Below are 20743 nucleotides of genomic sequence, written 5' to 3'. Positions count from 1 at the left end.
TTAACGCTATTGCCGGGGAATGTGACAGACGTCGCGGATGGAAGTAATAGATGATAATTATCTATGATCTATTGTAGATTTGTGATGTGCATAGCCTCTGGTCATCGACAGGCCACCGCCTGTTGGCAACAGCAACCGATGATGAACACTGACGATGAGTAAGAGAGACTGGTTGGACTTCGATCAGCTAGTAGAGGACGAAGTTAAGGATGCGCTTAAACCGCCATCTATGTATAAAGTGATATTAGTCAATGATGACTACACTCCAATGGAGTTTGTTATTGACGTGTTACAAAAATTCTTTTCTTATGATGTTGAACGTGCAACGCAACTGATGCTGACGGTTCACTATCAAGGTAAAGCGATTTGCGGGGTCTTTACCGCCGAAGTCGCCGAAACCAAAGTATCGATGGTGAACCAGTACGCAAGGGAGAACGAACATCCGTTGTTGTGTACGCTAGAAAAAGCCTGAATGCAGGCAATAAACTTGGGGGAGGTGCCTATGCTCAATCAAGAACTGGAACTCAGTTTAAACATGGCTTTCGCCAGAGCGCGCGAGCACCGTCATGAGTTCATGACCGTCGAGCACTTGTTGCTGGCGCTGCTTAGCAACCCTTCGGCCCGCGAAGCGCTTGAAGCGTGTTCAGTGGACCTGGTCGCGCTGCGTCAGGAGCTTGAAGCCTTCATCGAACAGACCACACCCGTACTGCCTGCAACGGAAGAAGAGCGCGATACTCAGCCGACGCTGAGCTTCCAGCGCGTCCTGCAGCGTGCCGTTTTCCACGTCCAGTCTTCCGGCCGCAGCGAAGTGACTGGCGCCAACGTTCTGGTCGCGATTTTCAGCGAGCAGGAGTCTCAGGCGGCCTATCTGCTGCGTAAACACGAAGTCAGCCGACTTGATGTAGTGAATTTCATCTCTCACGGTACGCGTAAAGACGAGCCGAGCCAGTCTTCCGATAGTAGCGGAAGCCAGCCAGGCAGCGGCGAAGAGCAAGCAGGCGGGGAGGATCGTATGGAAAACTTCACCACCAACCTCAACCAGCTTGCCCGCGTAGGCGGTATCGATCCGCTGATCGGTCGCGAGAAAGAGCTGGAACGCGCTATTCAGGTTCTGTGCCGCCGTCGCAAGAACAACCCGCTGCTGGTGGGGGAATCCGGCGTCGGTAAAACCGCTATTGCTGAAGGGCTTGCCTGGCGTATCGTGCAGGGCGACGTGCCGGAAGTGATGGCCGATTGCACTATCTATTCGCTGGATATCGGTTCGCTGCTGGCAGGCACCAAGTATCGCGGCGATTTTGAAAAACGCTTTAAAGCGCTGCTCAAGCAGCTGGAGCAGGACACCAACAGTATTCTGTTCATCGATGAGATCCACACCATTATCGGTGCGGGGGCGGCTTCCGGCGGGCAGGTCGATGCCGCTAACCTGATTAAACCGCTGCTTTCCAGCGGTAAGATCCGGGTAATCGGTTCGACAACCTACCAGGAATTCAGCAACATCTTTGAAAAAGATCGTGCCCTGGCGCGTCGTTTCCAGAAAATTGATATCACCGAACCTTCCGTGGAAGAGACGGTGCAGATTATTAACGGCCTGAAGCCGAAGTATGAAGCGCACCACGATGTCCGTTACACCGCGAAGGCGGTACGTGCGGCGGTGGAACTGGCGGTGAAATACATTAACGATCGTCATCTGCCGGATAAGGCGATTGACGTGATTGATGAAGCCGGGGCGCGTGCGCGCTTGATGCCGGTGAGTAAACGTAAGAAAACGGTTAACGTGGCGGATATTGAGTCCGTGGTAGCGCGGATTGCGCGCATACCTGAGAAGAGCGTTTCCCGCAGCGATCGCGATACGCTGAAAAACCTCGGCGATCGCCTGAAAATGCTGGTCTTCGGCCAGGATAAGGCGATTGAGGCCTTAACCGAAGCGATCAAGATGGCGCGCGCCGGGCTTGGCCATGAGCACAAACCCGTCGGCTCTTTCCTGTTCGCCGGGCCTACCGGGGTCGGTAAAACCGAGGTTACCGTACAGCTGGCGAAGTCGCTGGGCATTGAGCTGCTGCGTTTTGATATGTCCGAATATATGGAACGTCATACCGTCAGCCGCTTAATCGGTGCGCCTCCGGGTTACGTCGGTTTCGATCAGGGCGGGCTGCTGACCGATGCGGTTATTAAGCATCCGCACGCGGTGCTGCTGCTTGATGAAATTGAAAAAGCGCATCCGGACGTCTTTAACCTGCTGCTGCAGGTGATGGATAACGGGACGCTGACCGACAACAACGGCCGCAAAGCGGATTTCCGCAACGTGGTGCTGGTGATGACCACCAACGCCGGGGTGCGTGAAACCGAGCGTAAATCCATTGGCCTTATTCATCAGGACAACAGTCCGGATGCGATGGATGAGATCAAAAAGATCTTTACGCCGGAATTCCGTAACCGTCTCGACAACATTATCTGGTTTGATCACCTGTCTACGACGGTTATCCATCAGGTGGTGGATAAATTTATCGTCGAGCTGCAGGTTCAGCTGGATCAGAAAGGCGTCTCTTTGGAAGTCAGCCAGGAAGCTCGCGATTGGCTGGCCGAGAAAGGCTATGACCGGGCCATGGGCGCACGTCCGATGGCACGGGTAATTCAGGACAACCTGAAAAAACCGCTGGCCAACGAGCTGCTGTTTGGCTTACTGGTTGACGGCGGCCAGGTAACGGTGGAACTGGACAAAGAGAAAAATGCGCTGACCTACGACTTCCAGAGTGCGCAGAAGCACAAACCGGAAGCGGCGCATTAAGTTTCTGGTACCCAATGACAAAACCGGCCTCAGGGCCGGTTTTTTTATCTGCGCGCTTTTAGTTGTAAATGACGTAGAAATGAAAAGACCGGGAATTATCCCGGCCTTCAGCATCTGGCGCGCTAAGCGCGAAAACGATCAGCGACTACGGAAGACAATGCGGCCTTTGCTCAGGTCGTACGGGGTCAGCTCAACAGTCACTTTGTCGCCCGTCAGAATGCGGATGTAGTTTTTACGCATTTTACCGGAAATATGCGCAGTTACCACGTGACCGTTTTCCAGTTCTACGCGGAACATAGTGTTAGGCAGCGTATCAAGTACGGTGCCCTGCATTTCAATATTGTCTTCTTTGGCCATCTAGTCCTCTGGGGTATCACTACCGTAGTTTTGAACCGGCAAGATAATGCCGAAGTTCAGCAAGTATGTAAAGTTTTACGTCAAATCGCCGAAGTAGTTTTGGCGCATTACCCGTGATTCACGCGGATAAACCGGGTGACAGGCGCAAACGTAAAGGGGGAGTGACAGAACAATGGGTGTTATCTGACTCTTATTATTCCCAAACGGCGGCGGGGCAACGGGCAGAAGCTACTCTACCGCGCAATTATAACATCCCAACAAAAAATGTGCTGAAAACATTTACGCTTCTCCTGCAAATAGCACCCTCGGTACCCAGAATCGTTCCGGTAGACGATAAGTCCGCAGCACGGAGAGATAGTCGAGGTAATCGCGGCGAGGAATTTCCACTGCGCCCAGCGACGCCGTATGCTTATTCAGCACCTGACAATCGATTAATTTTCCGCCATCCTGTGAAAATACCTGGCTAAAGACCAGCAGCGCGGTTTTAGAGGCGTTTTCGGCACGGCTGAACATCGACTCTCCGCAAAACAGCGCGCCCTGCGCAACGCCATACATTCCACCGACTAAAGCATCTCCCTGCCACACTTCAATAGAATGCGCATGCCCCAGCTCGTGCAGCTGATGGTAGGCCTGAACGATTCCTGCCGTTATCCATGTTCCCTCATCGCGATGGTCGGCGCAGCCCTCGATAACCTGACCGAAGGCGTGATTCAACGTGACGCGATAAGGCGAGCGCTGATGGAAACGCTTCATACTGCGGCTGAGATGAAATTTCTCTGGCCACAGTACCGCTCGGGGATCGGGGGACCACCATAAAATAGGATCGCCGGGTGAAAACCACGGAAAAATACCGCGCTGATAGGCCATCAGTAGCCGCGCCGGGCTAAGATCGCCGCCCAGCGCCAACAGGCCATTAGGTTCACGTAAAGCGCCTTCCGGGGAGGGGAAGGCGATGGAATGATGAGAGAGCTGAACCAGCCGCATTTTTACCTCAACGCATCAGGCAATGATTCAATAGTAGCCTACAGACGCTGCTTAAACTGGTAGTAACGCCCCTGTTCAGCCAGCAGTTCTGCGTGACTACCTTGCTCAATAATCTTCCCGTTGTCCATGACTATTATCTGATTAAAACGCGCCAGTCCACGCAGACGATGGGTCACCATTAATACGGTTTTTTCACGCATCACTTCTGCGAGTAAATCAAGGATTTGGCTTTCGGTCGTCGCATCGAGGCCTTCAGTAGGCTCATCAAGCAGCATGAGCGGGGCGTCGTGAAGCAGGGCGCGGGCGATAGCCAGTCTGCGCAGTTCGCCGCCGGAGAGCTGACGGCCGCCTTCGCCCAGCCAGCTATTCAGGCTGCTATCGTCCAGTAATTTCGCTAAACCGACGCGCTCAAGCGTTTCGGCAAGCCGGGCATCGCTGGCGTTGGGGGAAGCCAGCAGCAGGTTATCGCGCAATGTGGCGCTGAACAGGTGCACTCGCTGCGGCACGACGCTCATCGCCTGACGCAGCGTTGCTTCGTTTAGCTGCGCCAGCGGCTGATCGTTGAGTAATATTTCGCCTTCCGCCGGATCCCATGCCCGGGTCAGCAGCTGCAACAGGGTTGATTTACCGCAGCCTGTGCGCCCCAGAATGGCGATATGTTCCCCGGCCTTGACCTGCAATGAAATATTTTCCAGCGCAGGGGAGGGCTGCTGAGGATAGCTGAAGGTAACCTGATTTAAGCTCAACGAGACGCGATCCAGCTTCTGGTCTTTGCCCTGAGCGAAGCAGACTTCCGGCTCTTGCTCGGTGATTTGCGTGATGCGTTTTGCGGAAGCGATCACCTGCCCCAGATGCTGAAATGCGCCAGTAACCGGCGCCAGCGCTTCGAACGCCGCCAGCGCGCAAAAGACAAACAGCGCAATCAGCGCCCCTGGCTGAGTATCGCCGCCAACGCCCGCGGAGGCGAGCCACAGCATTGCGATAACCGCAATACCGCCAATCAGCAGCATCAGCGCCTGAGAGAGCGCGGTCAGTTCCGCCTGGCGACGCTGCGCATCCAGCCAATGCGCTTCTGTTTTTTCCATTTGCCGCCGGTAGCGATCGCTGGCGTTGAACAGCATGAGCTCCGCCTGTCCCTGCAGCCATGAGGTTAACTGCTGGCGATACTGTCCGCGAAGCCGGGTCATGCTTTCACCAGCGGGTTTGCCGGCGCGATAGAACAGCGGCGGCATCACCAGCAGGGTGAGCAGCATAATACCGCCGAGGGTCAGGGCCAGCGTGACGTCCAGCACGCTCAGTCCCACGGTGACGACCAGGATCACCACCAGCGCCCCTACTAGCGGCGATATAACGCGTAGATAGAGATGATCCAGGGTATCGACATCGGCAACCACCCGGTTGAGCAGCTCGCCCTGTCGAAAACGCGCCAGTCCGGCGGGGGAGAGCGGCAGCAGCTTGCTAAAGGTAAAGACCCGCAGGTGCTGCAGGACGCGGAAGGTGGCGTCATGACTGACCAGACGCTCAAAGTAGCGGCCTGCGGTGCGAATAATCGCCGCGCCGCGTACGCCGGCGGCCGGCAGCATATAGTTAAAGCTGTAGATGCCCGCTACGCCAACCACGGCGGATGCCGACAGGAACCAGCCCGACAGCGTTAATAGGCCAATACTGGCCAGCAGCGTCACGATCGCCAACACGATACCGAGCAGCAACAGCCATTTATGTCGTTTGTAGAGCGCCAGGTAAGGCCACAATGCGCGCATTTAAATCTCCTCCTGACGATGGGCGAGTAGGGTCGCGAAAGGACCGCCTGCGGCCGCCAGCTGCGAATAACTGCCTTGCTCAACAATTTGACCATCCTGCATAACCCAGACGGCATCCCAGTTCGCCAGGCCTTCCAACTGGTGGGTAACCATCAGCGTGGCTTGCTGTGTTGACGCATTGGTCAGCGCCTGCATCACCCGCTGTTCGCTATGCGCGTCAAGGCTGGCCGCTGGTTCGTCCAATAGCAGCAGACGACAGGGCACCAGCAGCGCGCGGGCGACGGCGACGCGCTGGGCCTGCCCGACCGACAGATGACCGGCCTGATCGCCAACAGGCGTATTAATACCCTGCGGCAGAAGGGTGAGGAACTCGCTGACCCAGGCTTTATCCAGCGCAAGCTGCAGTTGGGATTCGGTAGCATCAGGGCAAGAGAGCAGGACATTTTCGCGCAGCGTCGCCGCGGGCAATTGCGGATTTTGCCCAACCCAACTCAGGAGACGGCGCCAGCGGTCGGCGTCCAGGCTCTTTAACTCAACGCCATTGACCCTGAGAGAGCCATCATAGGGAAGAAAACCGGTTAACGTATTCAGCAGCGAGCTCTTGCCCGAGCCGCTTTGTCCAACCAGCACCACACGTTCCCCAGCGCGTAAGGAAAAACTCAGCGGTCCGGCCAGCACTTTTCCTTCGGGAGATTTAATCAGCAGGTCGCGAGCTTCAAGGCTTACCATTACGTCATCGCTTAATGCCTTTTCCCCACGCTCTGCCTGCGCCAGCGGCGTTTCCATAAAGGTCTTCAGGCTATCAGCGGCGCCAATAGCCTGTGCTTTAGCATGATAAAAGGTGCCTAAATCGCGCAGCGGCTGGAAAAACTCGGGGGCCAGAATCAGGGCGAGGAAACCGGACATCAACGTCACCCCGGCGCCGTAATGGCCAAAGTTGAGCTCTCCCAAATAGGAGAAGCCAAAGTAAACGGCGACCAGCGCAATAGAGAGCGAGGTGAAAAATTCCAGTACCCCGGAGGAGAGAAACGCCAGGCGCAGTACTTCCATGGTCCGCTGGCGGAAATCTTGAGAGGCTTCGCGTATGTTGTCGGTCTCTGCTTCACCGCGATGAAAAATTCGCAGCGTTTCCATACCGCGCAGGCGATCGAGAAAATGGCCGCTCAACCGCGCCAGAGCGAGAAAGTTGCGTCGGTTGGCATCGGCCGCACCCATCCCAACCAGCGCCATAAACAGCGGAATAAGCGGGGCGGTGCCCAGCAGAATAAGCGCTGCAGCCCAGTTGACCGGGAAAATAGTGATGACAATCAGCAAAGGGATAGAGGCCGCCAGCGTCATCTGCGGCAAATAGCGAGCATAGTAATCATGCATATCGTCGATCTGCTCAAGGATCAGCGTGGCCCAGCTACCGGCGGGTTTCCCCTGTATCCAGGCCGGCCCCGCTTGCTGTAAGCGATCCAGAACCTGACGGCGGATCTCCAGTCGGATATGTTGACCTGCCTGAAACCCCACTTTTTCACGCAGCCAGACCACCCAGGCGCGAAGTACGAAGACCAGCACCAGTAGCGTAAAGGGCAGCAGCAGCGCCGTCGCGGGGATATTTTCCATAATCATGCGGTGAAGGATCCTCGCCAGGAACCAGGCCTGAGCAACGATCAACAGGCCGCTAACGACGCCCAATACTCGGGAAATCATCAACCAGCGACGGGAGATAATGCTTTGATCTTTTAACCAACGGGTTAACTCTTGTTGACGGGTTTTATTCATTGCGCGCTTAGCAGGTGTAGTTATGAGTTTTTTGGGCACGGCAATGTTACAACGGGGCAAAAATAAAGGCGACTTTTCGTCGCCTTCTTTACCTTTGTTACTGACTTGTAAAGATTATTTGCAAGCGTCGGCTAAACCATCCAGATAACGCTCTGCATCCAGCGCAGCCATGCAGCCTGTGCCGGCAGAAGTAATCGCCTGACGATAGATATGATCCATCACGTCGCCAGCGGCGAAAACGCCCGGGATGCTGGTCTGGGTGGCGTTGCCGTGGATGCCAGACTGAACTTTAATGTAGCCGTTTTCCAGCTCCAACTGACCGGCGAAAATTGCCGTATTCGGGCTGTGGCCGATTGCCACGAATAGCCCCGCAACTTCGAGGGATTCCACGTTGTCAGCATTTTGCGTATCGCGCAGACGCAAGCCGCTTACACCCATCTGGTCGCCGGTCACTTCTTCCAACGTACGGTGGGTGTGCAGCACGATATTGCCGCTCTCCACTTTGTCCATCAGGCGTTTGATAAGGATTTTTTCCGCGCGGAAGCCATCACGACGGTGGATCAAATGAACTTCGGAAGCGATGTTAGACAGGTACAGCGCCTCTTCAACAGCCGTATTGCCGCCGCCGATCACCGCGACCTTCTGGTTACGATAGAAGAAACCGTCGCAGGTCGCGCAGGCAGAAACGCCGCGGCCCTTAAACGCGTCTTCCGATGGCAGACCCAGATAGCGCGCTGATGCGCCGGTAGCGATAATCAGGGCATCGCAGGTGTATTCACCGCTGTCGCCCATCAGGCGGAACGGACGGTTTTGCAAGTCGACGCTGTTGATATGATCGAAAATAATTTCGGTTTCAAACTTGGTGGCATGTTCGTGCATGCGTTCCATCAGCAGCGGTCCGGTCAGATCGTTAGGATCGCCTGGCCAGTTTTCCACTTCAGTGGTGGTGGTCAGCTGACCGCCTTTTTCCATTCCGGTAATCAGTACCGGCTGCAGATTTGCGCGCGCTGCGTAGACCGCAGCGGTGTATCCCGCAGGTCCAGAACCAAGAATAAGCAGTTTACTGTGTTTGGCCGTGCCCATGAGATCCTCATAATTTATTGGCATACATGAGCTGGATTGTAGGGAATTTGTTGGCGTAAAAAAAGAGCGTGGCGGTTTTGTTAACGATATGTGCAATAGAAGATGCCGATTAATTGGCGATTTAACGAACGAAGAATATAACTAATTCTACTGTTAGCGAGACAATTATAAGAGGAAAACATGAGAATCAACCGGGGAGGATAATGAATATCTGGCATCTTGTACTAAAAATCGATGTTTTGCTTTGACAATCCCCTGTGCTTTTGCGAAAACATTCATGGAAGAAGAAAAGCAGTGTTTCGCGTGTGGCGAATTTTCATGCACGCAAATGCCATTTTTATCCGGGTTAGCGAAATCTACGCATGGTGTGGACAGACGCCATGCGTGATGTCGGTGGCTGCCGTCAGGCAACGGGCTTCTCACGTACCCCTGGGTTACCCAATGTCGTACGGGTGATAACAGGATGGACTCTGGCAGTGAAGGCTCAGAGTCGGAACAGGAGTAGGGAAGGAATACAGAGAGACAATAATAATGGTAGATAGCAAGAAGCGCCCTGGCAAAGATCTCGACCGCATTGATCGTAATATTTTGAATGAATTGCAAAAAGACGGGCGTATTTCCAACGTCGAGCTTTCTAAACGGGTGGGACTTTCTCCGACGCCTTGCCTTGAGCGCGTGCGTCGACTGGAAAGACAGGGTTTTATTCAGGGCTATACAGCGCTGCTCAACCCGCACTATCTGGATGCATCACTTCTGGTATTTGTTGAGATTACTCTGAATCGTGGCGCGCCGGATGTGTTTGAGCAATTTAACTCCGCTGTGCAAAAACTTGAAGAAATTCAAGAGTGTCATCTTGTTTCCGGGGATTTCGATTACCTGTTGAAAACCCGCGTACCGGATATGTCAGCGTATCGTAAATTACTGGGCGAGACCTTGCTGCGCCTGCCGGGCGTAAATGACACCCGTACCTATGTGGTGATGGAAGAAGTCAAGCAAAGTAATCGTCTGGTAATCAAGACGCGCTAACACGGAACAGGTGCAAAATCGATGTAGTTTGATTACACTCCTGTTAATCCATACAGCAACAGTGCCGGGGAGACCCGGCACTGTTGTCCGTTTTAGCCGAAGGCAGGAAACAGCCTGATACCTGGAGAGCCTTTCTTGAGCCAGGAATACACCGAAGACAAAGAAGTCAAATTCACAAAGCTAAGTAGCGGGCGCCGACTCCTTGAGGCGTTACTCATTCTTTGCTCCCTTTTTGCCATTTGGTTGATGGCGGCCTTACTCAGCTTTAATCCCTCGGATCCTAGCTGGTCACAAACGGCGTGGCATGAGCCTATTCACAATATAGGTGGGACGCCGGGAGCATGGCTCGCCGATACGCTATTTTTTATTTTTGGCGTAATGGCCTATACCATTCCGGTCATCATTATCGGTGGCTGTTGGTTTGCCTGGCGTCATCAGGAAAACGACGAGTACATCGACTATTTCGCCGTCTCGCTGCGTTTGATTGGCGCGCTGGCGCTGATCCTCACGTCCTGCGGTCTGGCGGCGATTAACGCGGATGATATTTGGTACTTCGCTTCGGGCGGGGTGATCGGCAGCTTACTGAGTACTACCCTGCAACCGCTGCTGCACAGCAGCGGCGGCACAATTGCGCTGCTCTGTATCTGGGCCGCAGGACTGACGCTGTTTACCGGCTGGTCCTGGGTTAGCATTGCTGAAAAACTCGGCGGCGCGATCCTTTCTATTCTCACTTTCGCCAGTAACCGTACCCGTCGTGACGACACCTGGGTCGATGAAGGGGAATATGAAGAAGATGAAGAAGAATATGAAGATGATGAACCTGCGAAGCCGCAGGGTTCTCGACGCGCGCGGATTTTACGCAGCGCCTTAGCTCGCCGCCAGCGTCTGGCTGAGAAGTTCTCTAATCCGATGGGGCGTAAGACCGATGCGGCGCTATTCTCGGGTAAACGGATGGATGACGCCGAAGACGAGGTCCAGTACAGCGCCGGCGGTGCGCCTGTTGCCGCTGACGATGTGCTTTTTTCTGGCTCCAGCGCAGCGCGTCCGGCAAATGCTGATGATGTTCTGTTCTCCGGCGTCAGTGCGGCACGTCCCGGCGATTTTGACCCCTACGATCCTCTGTTAAACGGTCATAGCATTGCCGATCCGGTGGCTTTGGCCGCGCAGGATACCGCTGCGCCGCAGGCATGGTCTGAACCGCGGCCAGGGTATGAGGCTCCGCCAGCCTATCATCAGGAACAGGCCCCGGTACAGCAGCCAGCATATCAGCCAGCACCGGCTTACCCGCCGCAGCATGTGTACCAGCCGGAACAGGCCCCGGCACAGCAGCCAGCGTATCAGCCTGAACCGGTTTACCACCCACAGCATGCCTATCAGCCGGAGCAGGCGCCTGCTCAGCAGCCCGCTTATCAGCCCGAACCGGCTTACCCGCCGCAGCATGCCTATCAGCCGGCGCAGGCTCCTGTTCAGCAGCCTGCTTATCAGCCCGAACCTGCTTACCCGCCGCAGCATGCCTATCAGCCGGAGCAGGTTCCTGTTCAGCAGCCCGCTTATCAGCCTGAACCGGCTTACCCGCCGCAGCATGCCTATCAGCCGGAGCAGGCTCCTGTTGAGCAGCCTGCTTATCAGCCTGAACCGGCTTACCCGCCGCAGCACGCGTACCAGCCGGAACAGGCCCCGGTACAGCAGCCTGAGCCTTACGCCGCCTCCATTGAGCCTGAGCCTCCGCAAGAGGAGGTGAAGCCTCAGCGTCCGCCGATGTACTACTTCGAAGAAGTGGAAGAGAAACGCGCGCGTGAACGCGAGCAGCTTGCCGCATGGTATCAGCCGATTCCGGAGCCGGTCAGTCCGGTTGCGACAAAACCGATCTCGCCTCCGCCTGCTCCGGCGGCTGATGTTGCCGCGGTGAGCGCGCTGGCGTCTGGCGTCCATCAGGCCACCGGGGCGGCCTCTGCTAGCGCCGCTGCGGCATCTGCCGCATCCAGCGCCGCGCCGCTGTTTAGCCCGGCGTCGGGCGGTCCGCGAGCGCAGGTAAAAGAGGGCATAGGCCCGAAATTGCCGCGTCCAAACCGCGTTCGTGTGCCCACGCGCCGTGAGCTGGCTTCCTATGGCATTAAGCTGCCTTCGCAACGGTTGGCTGAAGAACGTGCGCGTCAGGCAGAGCATCAGCACTATGATGACGATGCGCTGACGGACGAGGAAGTAGCAGAGCTTGAGCAGGGTGAGCTGGCGCGTCAGTTCGCGGCTGCGCAAAATCAGCGCTATGGCGATAGCTACGCTGCGGAAGAGGATGATGTAGACGAGGATTCTGCCGCTGAAGCCGAACTTGCTCGTCAGTTTGCCGCTTCCCAGCAGCAGCGCTACGCCAGCGAGCAGCCGCCGGGATCGCATCCGTTCTCTGCGGCGGATTATGAATTCTCACCAATGAAAACGTTAGTTGATGATACGCCGAGCGAGCCTGTCTTCACGCCGTTGCCGGAAGTACAGCAGCCTGCCCCGCAGTATCAGCAGCCTGCCCAGCATTCGCAGCCCGTACAGCAGCCGATGCCGCACCCGCAGATGCCTCAGCCGCCGCAATATACGCAGCAGCAGGCTTATCAATCCGTACAGCAGCAGCCTGTTCACCATCAGCCGATGCCGCAGCAGGCTCCTGGCAGCTATCCGCAGCAGCAGGCTCCGCAGCAGCCGATCCCGCAGCCGCAGGAAAGTCTCATTCACCCGCTACTGATGCGCAATGGCGACAGTCGCCCGTTACAGAAGCCGACGACGCTGCTGCCCTCGCTTGACCTGCTCACGCCGCCACCGGCTGAAGTTGAGCCGATCGATACCTTCGCCCTTGAGCAAATGGCGCGTTTGGTTGAAGCTCGTCTGGCCGATTTCCGCATTAAAGCCGACGTGGTGAACTACTCACCAGGCCCGGTCATCACCCGCTTTGAGCTAAACCTGGCTCCAGGGGTAAAAGCGGCGCGGATTTCCAACCTGTCGCGCGATCTGGCGCGCTCACTGTCCACGGCGGCGGTCCGTGTGGTGGAAGTTATTCCGGGTAAACCTTACGTTGGCCTGGAGTTGCCTAACAAAAAGCGCCAGACCGTTTACCTGCGCGAAGTGCTGGATAATGCCAAATTCCGCGATAATCCTTCACCGCTCACGGTGGTCCTCGGTAAAGACATCGCGGGCGAACCTGTCACCGCCGATCTGGCGAAGATGCCGCACCTGCTGGTGGCGGGTACTACCGGTTCCGGTAAGTCTGTTGGGGTCAACGCCATGATCCTGAGCATGCTTTACAAAGCGCAGCCGGAAGATGTGAAGTTCATCATGATTGACCCGAAAATGCTCGAGCTGTCGGTCTATGAGGGAATACCGCATCTGTTGACGGAAGTTGTGACGGATATGAAAGATGCGGCCAACGCTTTGCGCTGGAGCGTTAACGAGATGGAGCGCCGATATAAACTCATGTCCGCGCTAGGCGTACGTAATCTCGCAGGTTATAACGAGAAGATTGCCGAAGCCGCGCGGATGGGACGACCCATTCCGGATCCTTACTGGAAGCCCGGCGACAGTATGGATGCGACGCATCCGGTACTGAAAAAAGAGCCTTATATCGTGGTGCTGGTCGACGAATTTGCCGACCTGATGATGACCGTCGGCAAGAAAGTGGAAGAGCTGATTGCGCGTCTGGCGCAGAAAGCGCGCGCTGCAGGTATCCACCTGGTGCTGGCGACCCAGCGACCGTCGGTTGACGTTATCACCGGCCTGATTAAAGCCAACATCCCGACGCGTATCGCCTTTACCGTATCGAGTAAAATTGACTCGCGGACCATCCTTGACCAGGGCGGTGCGGAGTCTCTGCTGGGGATGGGCGATATGCTCTACTCCGCGCCTAACTCGACGATCCCGGTGCGCGTGCACGGCGCTTTTGTACGTGACGAGGAAGTTCACGCTGTCGTCCAGGACTGGAAGGCGCGCGGGCGTCCGCAGTATGTTGATGGCATCACCTCCGATAGCGAAAGCGAAGGCGGCGGTGGTGGCTATGAAGGTGGTGAAGAGCTCGATCCGCTGTTCGATCAGGCCGTCAACTTTGTGACGGAGAAACGCAAGGCCTCCATATCCGGGGTGCAGCGTCAGTTCCGTATTGGTTATAACCGCGCCGCGCGTATTATTGAGCAAATGGAAGCTCAGGGTATCGTGAGCGAGCAGGGTCATAACGGTAACCGTGAAGTGCTGGCTCCGCCGCCTTTTGAGTAACCGCAAAGTTGGGTAAATAAGTGAAAATCAGCCTGTTCTGCTGTTTTACCGCCGTTGGCCGTTCTACATTAGCAGCAGATTAGGCTCCCGCGTCGGGAGTGACGCACATTAAGGAATAACAATGAAAAAACTCGCAATCACCTGTGCATTACTGTCCAGTTTTGTCGTCAGCCAGGTATGGGCGGACGCCGCCAGCGATTTAAAAAGCCGCCTTGATAAAGTGAGCAGCTTCCACTCCAGCTTTACGCAGAAAGTGACGGACGGCAGCGGCAACGCCGTGCAGGACGGGCAGGGAGACCTGTGGGTCAAGCGACCAAATTTGTTCAACTGGCATATGACCCAGCCGGATGAAAGCGTGCTGGTTTCCGATGGCAAAACGCTGTGGTTCTACAACCCCTTTGTTGAGCAGGCTACCGCCACCTGGCTGAAAGATGCGACCAGCAACACGCCGTTTATGCTGATTGCCCGCAACCAGGCCAGCGACTGGCAGAACTACAACATTAAGCAGAACGGCGATGATTTTGTTCTGACGCCGAAAAACGGTAGCGGCAATCTGAAGCAGTTCACCATTAACGTGGGTCGTGACGGCACGATTCATCAGTTCAGCGCCGTGGAGCAGGACGATCAACGCAGCAGCTATCAACTGAAGTCGCAACAAAATGGTGCCGTGGATGCATCTAAGTTCACCTTTACGCCGCCGCAAGGGGTTACGGTGGACGATCAACGTAAGTAGAGGCGAACGTGAGCAATCTGTCGCTCGATTTTTCCGACAACGCGTTTCAACCCCTGGCCGCACGCATGCGGCCAGAAAATTTAGCGCAATACATTGGTCAGCAGCATCTGCTGGCGCCGGGTAAACCCTTACCGCGGGCGATTGAAGCCGGTCATCTGCACTCCATGATCCTTTGGGGGCCGCCAGGGACGGGGAAAACCACGCTGGCTGAGGTGATTGCGCGCTATGCCAGCGCCGACGTTGAACGTATTTCAGCGGTGACCTCCGGTGTTAAAGAGATCCGCGAGGCCATTGAACGCGCGCGACAAAACCGCAACGCGGGTCGCCGCACAATTCTGTTTGTCGACGAAGTGCACCGTTTCAATAAAAGCCAGCAGGATGCCTTTCTGCCGCATATTGAAGACGGAACCATCACCTTTATCGGCGCGACGACGGAAAACCCCTCCTTTGAACTCAATTCCGCGCTGTTATCCCGCGCGCGCGTCTATCTGCTGAAGTCGCTGACCAGCGATGATATCGAGCAGGTGCTCAACCAGGCGATGAGCGATAAAACGCGCGGCTACGGCGGGCAAAATATCGTTCTGCCGGACGAGACGCGTAAGGCCATCGCCGACCTTGTCAACGGCGATGCGCGCCGGGCGCTGAATACCCTGGAAATGATGGCCGATATGGCCGAGGCCGAGGCCTCCGGCAATCGCGTGCTGAAAGTTGAACTGCTGACTGAAATTGCCGGTGAACGCAGCGCGCGTTTCGACAACAAAGGCGATCGCTTTTACGATTTAATCTCCGCCCTGCACAAATCGGTTCGCGGCAGCGCCCCGGACGCCGCCCTTTACTGGTACGCGCGGATTATTACCGCCGGCGGCGATCCGCTCTACGTAGCGCGCCGTTGTCTGGCGATTGCGTCGGAAGATGTCGGCAATGCCGATCCGCGCGCGATGCAGGTTGCGATCTCCGCCTGGGACTGCTTTACCCGGGTCGGACCGGCGGAAGGCGAGCGAGCGATTGCTCAGGCCATTGTTTATCTTGCCTGCGCGCCGAAAAGCAACGCGGTCTATACCGCGTTTAAAGCGGCGATGGCCGATGCCCGCGAACGGCCCGATTACGACGTTCCGGTACATTTACGCAATGCCCCAACGAAGTTAATGAAGGAGATGGGCTACGGGCAGGAGTATCGCTATGCCCATGATGAACCGAATGCCTATGCCGCCGGAGAGCAGTACTTCCCGCAGGAAATGGCGCAAACGCGCTATTATAAGCCGACAAACCGGGGGCTGGAGGGCAAAATAGGCGAAAAGCTCGCCTGGTTAACCGAACAGGATCAAAATAGCCCGATAAAACGCTACCGATAATTGAGGCGTTGCGGTAAGGTTGTCACACTATTTCCGTGGTCGCGCTCTGCGGCCATTTTTCTTTATTAATTCGATAAGCACAGGATAAGCATGCTCGATCCCAATCTGCTGCGTACCGAGCCAGACGCAGTCGCAGAAAAACTGGCACGCCGGGGCTTTAAGCTGGATGTAGATAAACTTCGCGCTCTGGAAGAGCGTCGTAAAGTTCTGCAGGTTCAAACTGAAAACCTGCAGGCGGAGCGTAACTCCCGATCGAAATCCATTGGCCAGGCGAAAGCGCGCGGGGAAGATATTGAGCCATTACGCCTGGAAGTGAACAAACTCGGCGAGCAGCTTGATGCCGCTAAGACCGAGTTGGACGCGCTGCTGGCTGAAATCCGCGATATCGCGCTGACCATCCCTAACATTCCGCACGATGACGTTCCGGCCGGCCGCGACGAAAATGACAACGTTGAAGTCAGTCGCTGGGGTACGCCGCGCGAGTTTGATTTTGACGTTCGCGATCACGTGACGCTGGGCGAAATGCACGGAGGGCTGGATTTTGCCGCCGCCGTGAAGCTGACCGGTTCTCGTTTTGTGGTCATGAAGGGCCAGCTGGCACGTCTGCACCGCGCGCTGGCGCAGTTTATGCTGGATCTGCATACCGAACAGCACGGCTACAGCGAAAACTACGTCCCGTATCTGGTTAACCAGGACACGCTGTACGGTACCGGCCAACTGCCTAAATTCGCCGGCGACCTGTTCCATACCCGTCCGCTTGAAGAAGAAGCCGACAGCAGCAACTACGCGCTGATCCCGACGGCGGAAGTTCCGCTGACCAACCTGGTGCGCGATGAAATCATTGATGAAGACGATCTGCCGATCAAAATGACCGCGCATACGCCGTGCTTCCGCTCTGAAGCCGGATCCTATGGCCGCGATACCCGCGGGTTGATCCGTATGCACCAGTTCGACAAAGTCGAAATGGTGCAGATTGTACGTCCGGAAGATTCCATGGCGGCGCTGGAAGAGATGACTGGCCACGCCGAGAAAGTGCTGCAGCTGCTGGGTCTGCCGTATCGTAAAGTGGCTCTGTGCACGGGCGATATGGGCTTCAGCGCATGCAAAACCTACGATCTTGAAGTGTGGGTACCGGCGCAGGATACCTATCGTGAGATCTCTTCCTGCTCTAACGTTTGGGATTTCCAGGCGCGTCGTATGCAGGCGCGCTGCCGAAGCAAGTCTGACAAGAAAACTCGCCTCGTACACACGCTGAACGGTTCTGGCCTGGCGGTTGGTCGTACGCTGGTCGCGGTGATGGAAAACTATCAGCAGGCGGATGGTCGCATTGCGATCCCGGAAGTCCTACGCCCATATATGCGCGGCCTTGAGTTTATCGGCTGATTTTTCGACTCTTTTCTCAAAAGCGCCTGCGGGCGCTTTTTTTTTACCCCCTTCTTGATACCGGGCAATAATCGACTTCTCGATTACGCAGATACTCCCTTTGGATTAACCAGCATAAAAAACTAATAAAGTCTAATTTCGCTATATATCAAACTATATAGCGGGTTTGAGTTAATTGTGAGCAACCAAAGCGAGTATCTATGAAAACCAAAACCCCCGATGCTTTACTGGCTGCCGAGGTGAGCCGGCGTGGTTTAATGAAAACCACGGCGATTGGCGGGCTGGCAATGGCCAGCAGCGCTTTTACCTTACCCTTCACGCGCATTGCCTACGCTGCGGATAGCCTGATTCCCGCCAGCGAAACCGTTACCTGGAGCGCCTGTACGGTTAACTGCGGTAGCCGCTGTCCGCTGCGGATGCATGTTGTCGATGGTGAGATCAAATATGTAGAAACAGATAATACCGGCGATGATAGCTACGACGGCCTGCATCAGGTTCGCGCCTGTCTGCGCGGCCGCTCGATGCGTCGACGCGTCTACAACCCGGACCGCCTGAAATATCCGATGAAGCGCGTAGGCAAACGCGGCGAGGGCAAATTCGAGAAAATCAGCTGGGAAGAAGCGTTCGATACTATCGCCAGCAATATGCAGCGCCTGATAAAAGAGTACGGCAATGAGTCCATCTATCTGAACTATGGAACGGGTACCCTCGGCGGAACTTTGACTCGCTCATGGCCACCGGGAAAAACTCTGATTGCCCGCCTGATGAACTGCTGCGGCGGCTATCTCAACCATTATGGCGACTACTCTACAGCGCAAATCGCCGCTGGCCTGAACTACACCTACGGCGGCTGGGCCGATGGCAATAGCCCGTCGGATATCGAAAACAGCAAGCTGGTGGTGCTGTTTGGCAACAACCCCGGGGAAACCCGGATGAGCGGCGGTGGGGTAACCTATTACCTGGAGCAGGCGCGGGAGAAATCCAACGCCAGGCTGATTATTATCGATCCACGCTATACCGACACTGGTGCCGGACGCGAAGACGAGTGGATCCCTATTCGCCCGGGAACCGACGCCGCGCTGGTCTCCGCGCTGGCGTGGGTGATGATTACCGAAGACCTCGTTGACCAGCCTTTCCTCGACAAGTACTGCGTAGGCTACGACGAGAAAACGCTGCCGGAAGGCGCGCCAGCCAATGGCCACTATAAGGCGTATATTCTCGGCCAGGGCAAAGACGGTATCGCGAAGACCCCAGAGTGGGCGTCGACGATTACCGGCATTCCCCAGGCGCGTATCGTGCAGCTGGCGCGCGAAATCGCCAGCGCTAAACCTGCCTTTATTTCTCAGGGATGGGGTCCGCAGCGCCATGCCAACGGCGAGCTGGTTTCCCGCGCGATCTCCATGCTGGCGATCTTAACCGGCAACGTCGGGATCAACGGCGGGAATACCGGCGCGCGTGAAGGCTCTTACTCGCTGCCGTTTGAGCGCATGCCGACGCTGGATAACCCGGTTGAAACCAGTATTTCCATGTTTATGTGGACCGATGCGATTGAGCGCGGAGCGGAAATGACCGCACTGCGCGACGGCGTGCGCGGCAAAGATAAGCTTGACGTCCCCATCAAAATGGTCTGGAACTATGCCGGTAACTGCCTGATCAACCAACATTCAGAAATCAACCGTACCCATGACATCCTCCAGGATGACAAGAAGTGCGAGATGATTGTGGTCATTGATTGCCATATGACCTCGTCTGCGAAATATGCCGATATTCTGCTGCCGGACTGTACGGCTTCGGAGCAGATGGATTTTGCCCTCGATGCCTCCTGCGGCAACATGTCCTACGTGATTTTTGCCGACCAGGCCATCAAACCACGTTTTGAGTGCAAAACCATCTATGAGATGACGACGGAGCTGGCGAAGCGCATGGGCGTTGAGCAACGCTTCACCGAAGGCCGCACTCAGGAAGAGTGGCTGCGTCACCTCTATGAGCAATCCCGTAAAGCGATCCCGGCGCTACTGCCGTTTGATGAATTCCGCAAGCAGGGGATCTTCAAACAGCGCGATCCGGAAGGCCACCACGTTGCCTATAAGGCTTTCCGCGAAGATCCCGCCGCCAATCCGTTAACGACGCCGTCAGGGAAAATTGAAATTTACTCTGCGCAGCTGGCGGAAATCGCAGGGACCTGGGAGCTGAAAGAAGAGGATGTTATCGACCCGCTGCCGATCTACAGCCCTGGGTTTGAAAATTATGACGATCCGCTGGCTAAAAAATATCCGCTGCAGCTGACCGGCTTTCACTACAAAGCCCGTACTCACTCCACCTACGGCAACGTTGACGTGCTGAAAGCCGCATGCCGTCAGGAGATGTGGATCAACCCACTTGATGCACAGAAACGCGGTATCGCCAATGGCGATCGGATCCGCATTTTTAACGATCGCGGTGAAGTGCATATCGAAGCCAAAGTGACCCCGCGGATGATACCGGGCGTGGTCGCGCTGGGTGAGGGGGCCTGGTATAACCCGGACGCCGGTCGCGTGGATCAGGCTGGCAGCATTAACGTGCTGACCACCCAACGCCCATCGCCGCTGGCGAAAGGTAATCCATCGCATACCAACCTCGTCCAGGTTGAAAAGCTGTAAGGAGTAACCGATGACAACTCAATATGGATTTTTTATTGATTCCGCCCGTTGCACCGGTTGCAAAACCTGCGAACTGGCATGCAAAGACTACAAAAACCTCACGCCGGAGGTGAGTTTCCGTCGTATCTATGAATACGCGGGCGGCGATTGGCAGGAAGATAACGGCGTCTGGCAGCAGAACGTGTTTGCCTATTACCTCTCTATCGCCTGCAACCATTGTGAGGATCCGGCCTGCACCAAAGTTTGCCCGAGCGGGGCGATGCATAAACGTGAAGATGGCTTTGTGGTCGTGGATGAAGAGGTATGTATCGGCTGTCGCTATTGCCATATGGCCTGCCCGTACGGCGCGCCGCAGTACAATGCGACAAAAGGTCATATGACCAAATGCGACGGCTGCCACGAGCGCGTAGCCGATGGCAAAAAGCCGATTTGCGTAGAGTCCTGTCCGCTCCGCGCGCTTGATTTTGGCCCGATTGAAGAGTTGCGTAAAAAACACGGACAGCTGGCTGCCGTTGCGCCGCTGCCTTCGGCCCACTTCACTAAACCAAGTATTGTGATTAAACCTAACGCCAACAGCCGTCCGTGTGGAGATACCACCGGCTATCTGGCTAACCCGAAGGAGGTGTGAG

At 55.8% G+C, this 20743-nt stretch carries 14 protein-coding genes; 9 read left to right on the top strand and 5 right to left on the bottom strand.

The window, feature by feature from the left end; all coding sequences use genetic code 11:
* The first annotated feature begins 154 nt into the window (after window positions 1-154).
* Together clpS and clpA are read left to right on the top strand one after the other, a co-directional pair.
* On the top strand, window positions 155-472 hold the full coding sequence (clpS, locus tag K7H21_RS18265) for an ATP-dependent Clp protease adapter ClpS (RefSeq protein WP_004130898.1): 318 nt from the start codon (window positions 155-157) through the stop codon (window positions 470-472).
* Between the two features lie 30 nt (window positions 473-502).
* Window positions 503-2785 (top strand): ATP-dependent Clp protease ATP-binding subunit ClpA, encoded by a 2283-nt coding sequence (gene clpA, locus K7H21_RS18260; RefSeq protein ID WP_004130900.1) that lies wholly within the window; start codon window positions 503-505, stop codon window positions 2783-2785.
* A gap of 138 nt (window positions 2786-2923) precedes the next feature.
* On the opposite strand, the gene infA is transcribed toward clpA, so the two are convergent.
* The 5 genes from infA to trxB form a co-directional block, all read right to left on the bottom strand.
* Window positions 2924-3142: a translation initiation factor IF-1 gene (gene infA, locus K7H21_RS18255; RefSeq protein WP_002211347.1), complete on the bottom strand. Its 219-nt coding sequence runs from the start codon at window positions 3140-3142 to the stop codon at window positions 2924-2926.
* A 279-nt stretch (window positions 3143-3421) separates the two neighbouring features.
* Window positions 3422-4126 (bottom strand): leucyl/phenylalanyl-tRNA--protein transferase, encoded by a 705-nt coding sequence (gene aat, locus K7H21_RS18250; protein ID WP_004130902.1) that lies wholly within the window; start codon window positions 4124-4126, stop codon window positions 3422-3424.
* A 38-nt stretch (window positions 4127-4164) separates the two neighbouring features.
* A complete protein-coding gene (cydC, locus tag K7H21_RS18245) occupies window positions 4165-5886 on the bottom strand; it encodes a heme ABC transporter ATP-binding protein/permease CydC (RefSeq protein ID WP_142467774.1) in 1722 nt (573 codons plus the stop codon).
* The gene (gene cydD / locus K7H21_RS18240) at window positions 5887-7653 is read right to left on the bottom strand and encodes a heme ABC transporter permease/ATP-binding protein CydD (protein ID WP_142467773.1); all 1767 of its coding nucleotides are present in this window, start codon (window positions 7651-7653) and stop codon (window positions 5887-5889) included.
* 114 nt (window positions 7654-7767) lie between these two features.
* The gene (gene trxB, locus K7H21_RS18235; protein WP_004130907.1) at window positions 7768-8736 is read right to left on the bottom strand and encodes a thioredoxin-disulfide reductase; all 969 of its coding nucleotides are present in this window, start codon (window positions 8734-8736) and stop codon (window positions 7768-7770) included.
* 531 nt (window positions 8737-9267) lie between these two features.
* Between trxB and lrp the strand changes: the two genes are divergently transcribed.
* The 7 genes from lrp (at window position 9268) to K7H21_RS18200 (ending at window position 20742) form a co-directional block, all read left to right on the top strand.
* Window positions 9268-9762 carry a leucine-responsive transcriptional regulator Lrp gene (gene lrp, locus K7H21_RS18230; RefSeq protein WP_002439523.1) on the top strand — a complete coding sequence of 165 codons (495 nt, stop codon included), beginning with the start codon at window positions 9268-9270 and terminating at the stop codon, window positions 9760-9762.
* 135 nt (window positions 9763-9897) lie between these two features.
* Entirely contained in the window at window positions 9898-14007 is a 4110-nt protein-coding gene (ftsK, locus tag K7H21_RS18225) for a DNA translocase FtsK (protein WP_223035272.1), read from the top strand.
* Window positions 14008-14128: 121 nt separating this feature from the next.
* Complete coding sequence (lolA, locus tag K7H21_RS18220) at window positions 14129-14740, top strand: outer membrane lipoprotein periplasmic chaperone LolA (protein ID WP_004130911.1); 612 nt, start codon at window positions 14129-14131, stop codon at window positions 14738-14740.
* An 8-nt stretch (window positions 14741-14748) separates the two neighbouring features.
* Window positions 14749-16092, top strand: a complete 1344-nt coding sequence (rarA, locus tag K7H21_RS18215; RefSeq protein ID WP_004130913.1) for a replication-associated recombination protein RarA — start codon at window positions 14749-14751, stop codon at window positions 16090-16092.
* Window positions 16093-16182: 90 nt separating this feature from the next.
* A complete protein-coding gene (serS, locus tag K7H21_RS18210; protein WP_004130915.1) occupies window positions 16183-17475 on the top strand; it encodes a serine--tRNA ligase in 1293 nt (430 codons plus the stop codon).
* A gap of 200 nt (window positions 17476-17675) precedes the next feature.
* A complete protein-coding gene (dmsA, locus tag K7H21_RS18205) occupies window positions 17676-20114 on the top strand; it encodes a dimethylsulfoxide reductase subunit A (RefSeq protein ID WP_223035271.1) in 2439 nt (812 codons plus the stop codon).
* A gap of 10 nt (window positions 20115-20124) precedes the next feature.
* Window positions 20125-20742, top strand: coding sequence for a DMSO/selenate family reductase complex B subunit (locus K7H21_RS18200; RefSeq protein WP_004130920.1), 618 nt, complete (start codon window positions 20125-20127; stop codon window positions 20740-20742).
* Window position 20743 lies beyond the last annotated feature (1 nt).

The organism is Klebsiella sp. CTHL.F3a, from assembly GCF_019890895.1.
In the GTDB taxonomy this organism is placed as follows: Bacteria; Pseudomonadota; Gammaproteobacteria; order Enterobacterales; family Enterobacteriaceae; genus Klebsiella; species Klebsiella grimontii.
This window is presented reverse-complemented; position numbering and strand designations above follow the sequence as displayed.

Coding starts and splice junctions, on each gene's coding strand:
- lrp (WP_002439523.1), top strand. CDS start 9,268: ATGGTAGATAGCAAGAAGCGCCCTGGCAAAGATCTCGACCGCATTGAT.
- trxB (WP_004130907.1), bottom strand. CDS start 8,736: ATGGGCACGGCCAAACACAGTAAACTGCTTATTCTTGGTTCTGGACCT.
- clpA (WP_004130900.1), top strand. CDS start 503: ATGCTCAATCAAGAACTGGAACTCAGTTTAAACATGGCTTTCGCCAGA.
- infA (WP_002211347.1), bottom strand. CDS start 3,142: ATGGCCAAAGAAGACAATATTGAAATGCAGGGCACCGTACTTGATACG.
- serS (WP_004130915.1), top strand. CDS start 16,183: ATGCTCGATCCCAATCTGCTGCGTACCGAGCCAGACGCAGTCGCAGAA.
- lolA (WP_004130911.1), top strand. CDS start 14,129: ATGAAAAAACTCGCAATCACCTGTGCATTACTGTCCAGTTTTGTCGTC.
- K7H21_RS18200 (WP_004130920.1), top strand. CDS start 20,125: ATGACAACTCAATATGGATTTTTTATTGATTCCGCCCGTTGCACCGGT.
- clpS (WP_004130898.1), top strand. CDS start 155: ATGAGTAAGAGAGACTGGTTGGACTTCGATCAGCTAGTAGAGGACGAA.
- aat (WP_004130902.1), bottom strand. CDS start 4,126: ATGCGGCTGGTTCAGCTCTCTCATCATTCCATCGCCTTCCCCTCCCCG.
- cydD (WP_142467773.1), bottom strand. CDS start 7,653: ATGAATAAAACCCGTCAACAAGAGTTAACCCGTTGGTTAAAAGATCAA.
- cydC (WP_142467774.1), bottom strand. CDS start 5,886: ATGCGCGCATTGTGGCCTTACCTGGCGCTCTACAAACGACATAAATGG.
- dmsA (WP_223035271.1), top strand. CDS start 17,676: ATGAAAACCAAAACCCCCGATGCTTTACTGGCTGCCGAGGTGAGCCGG.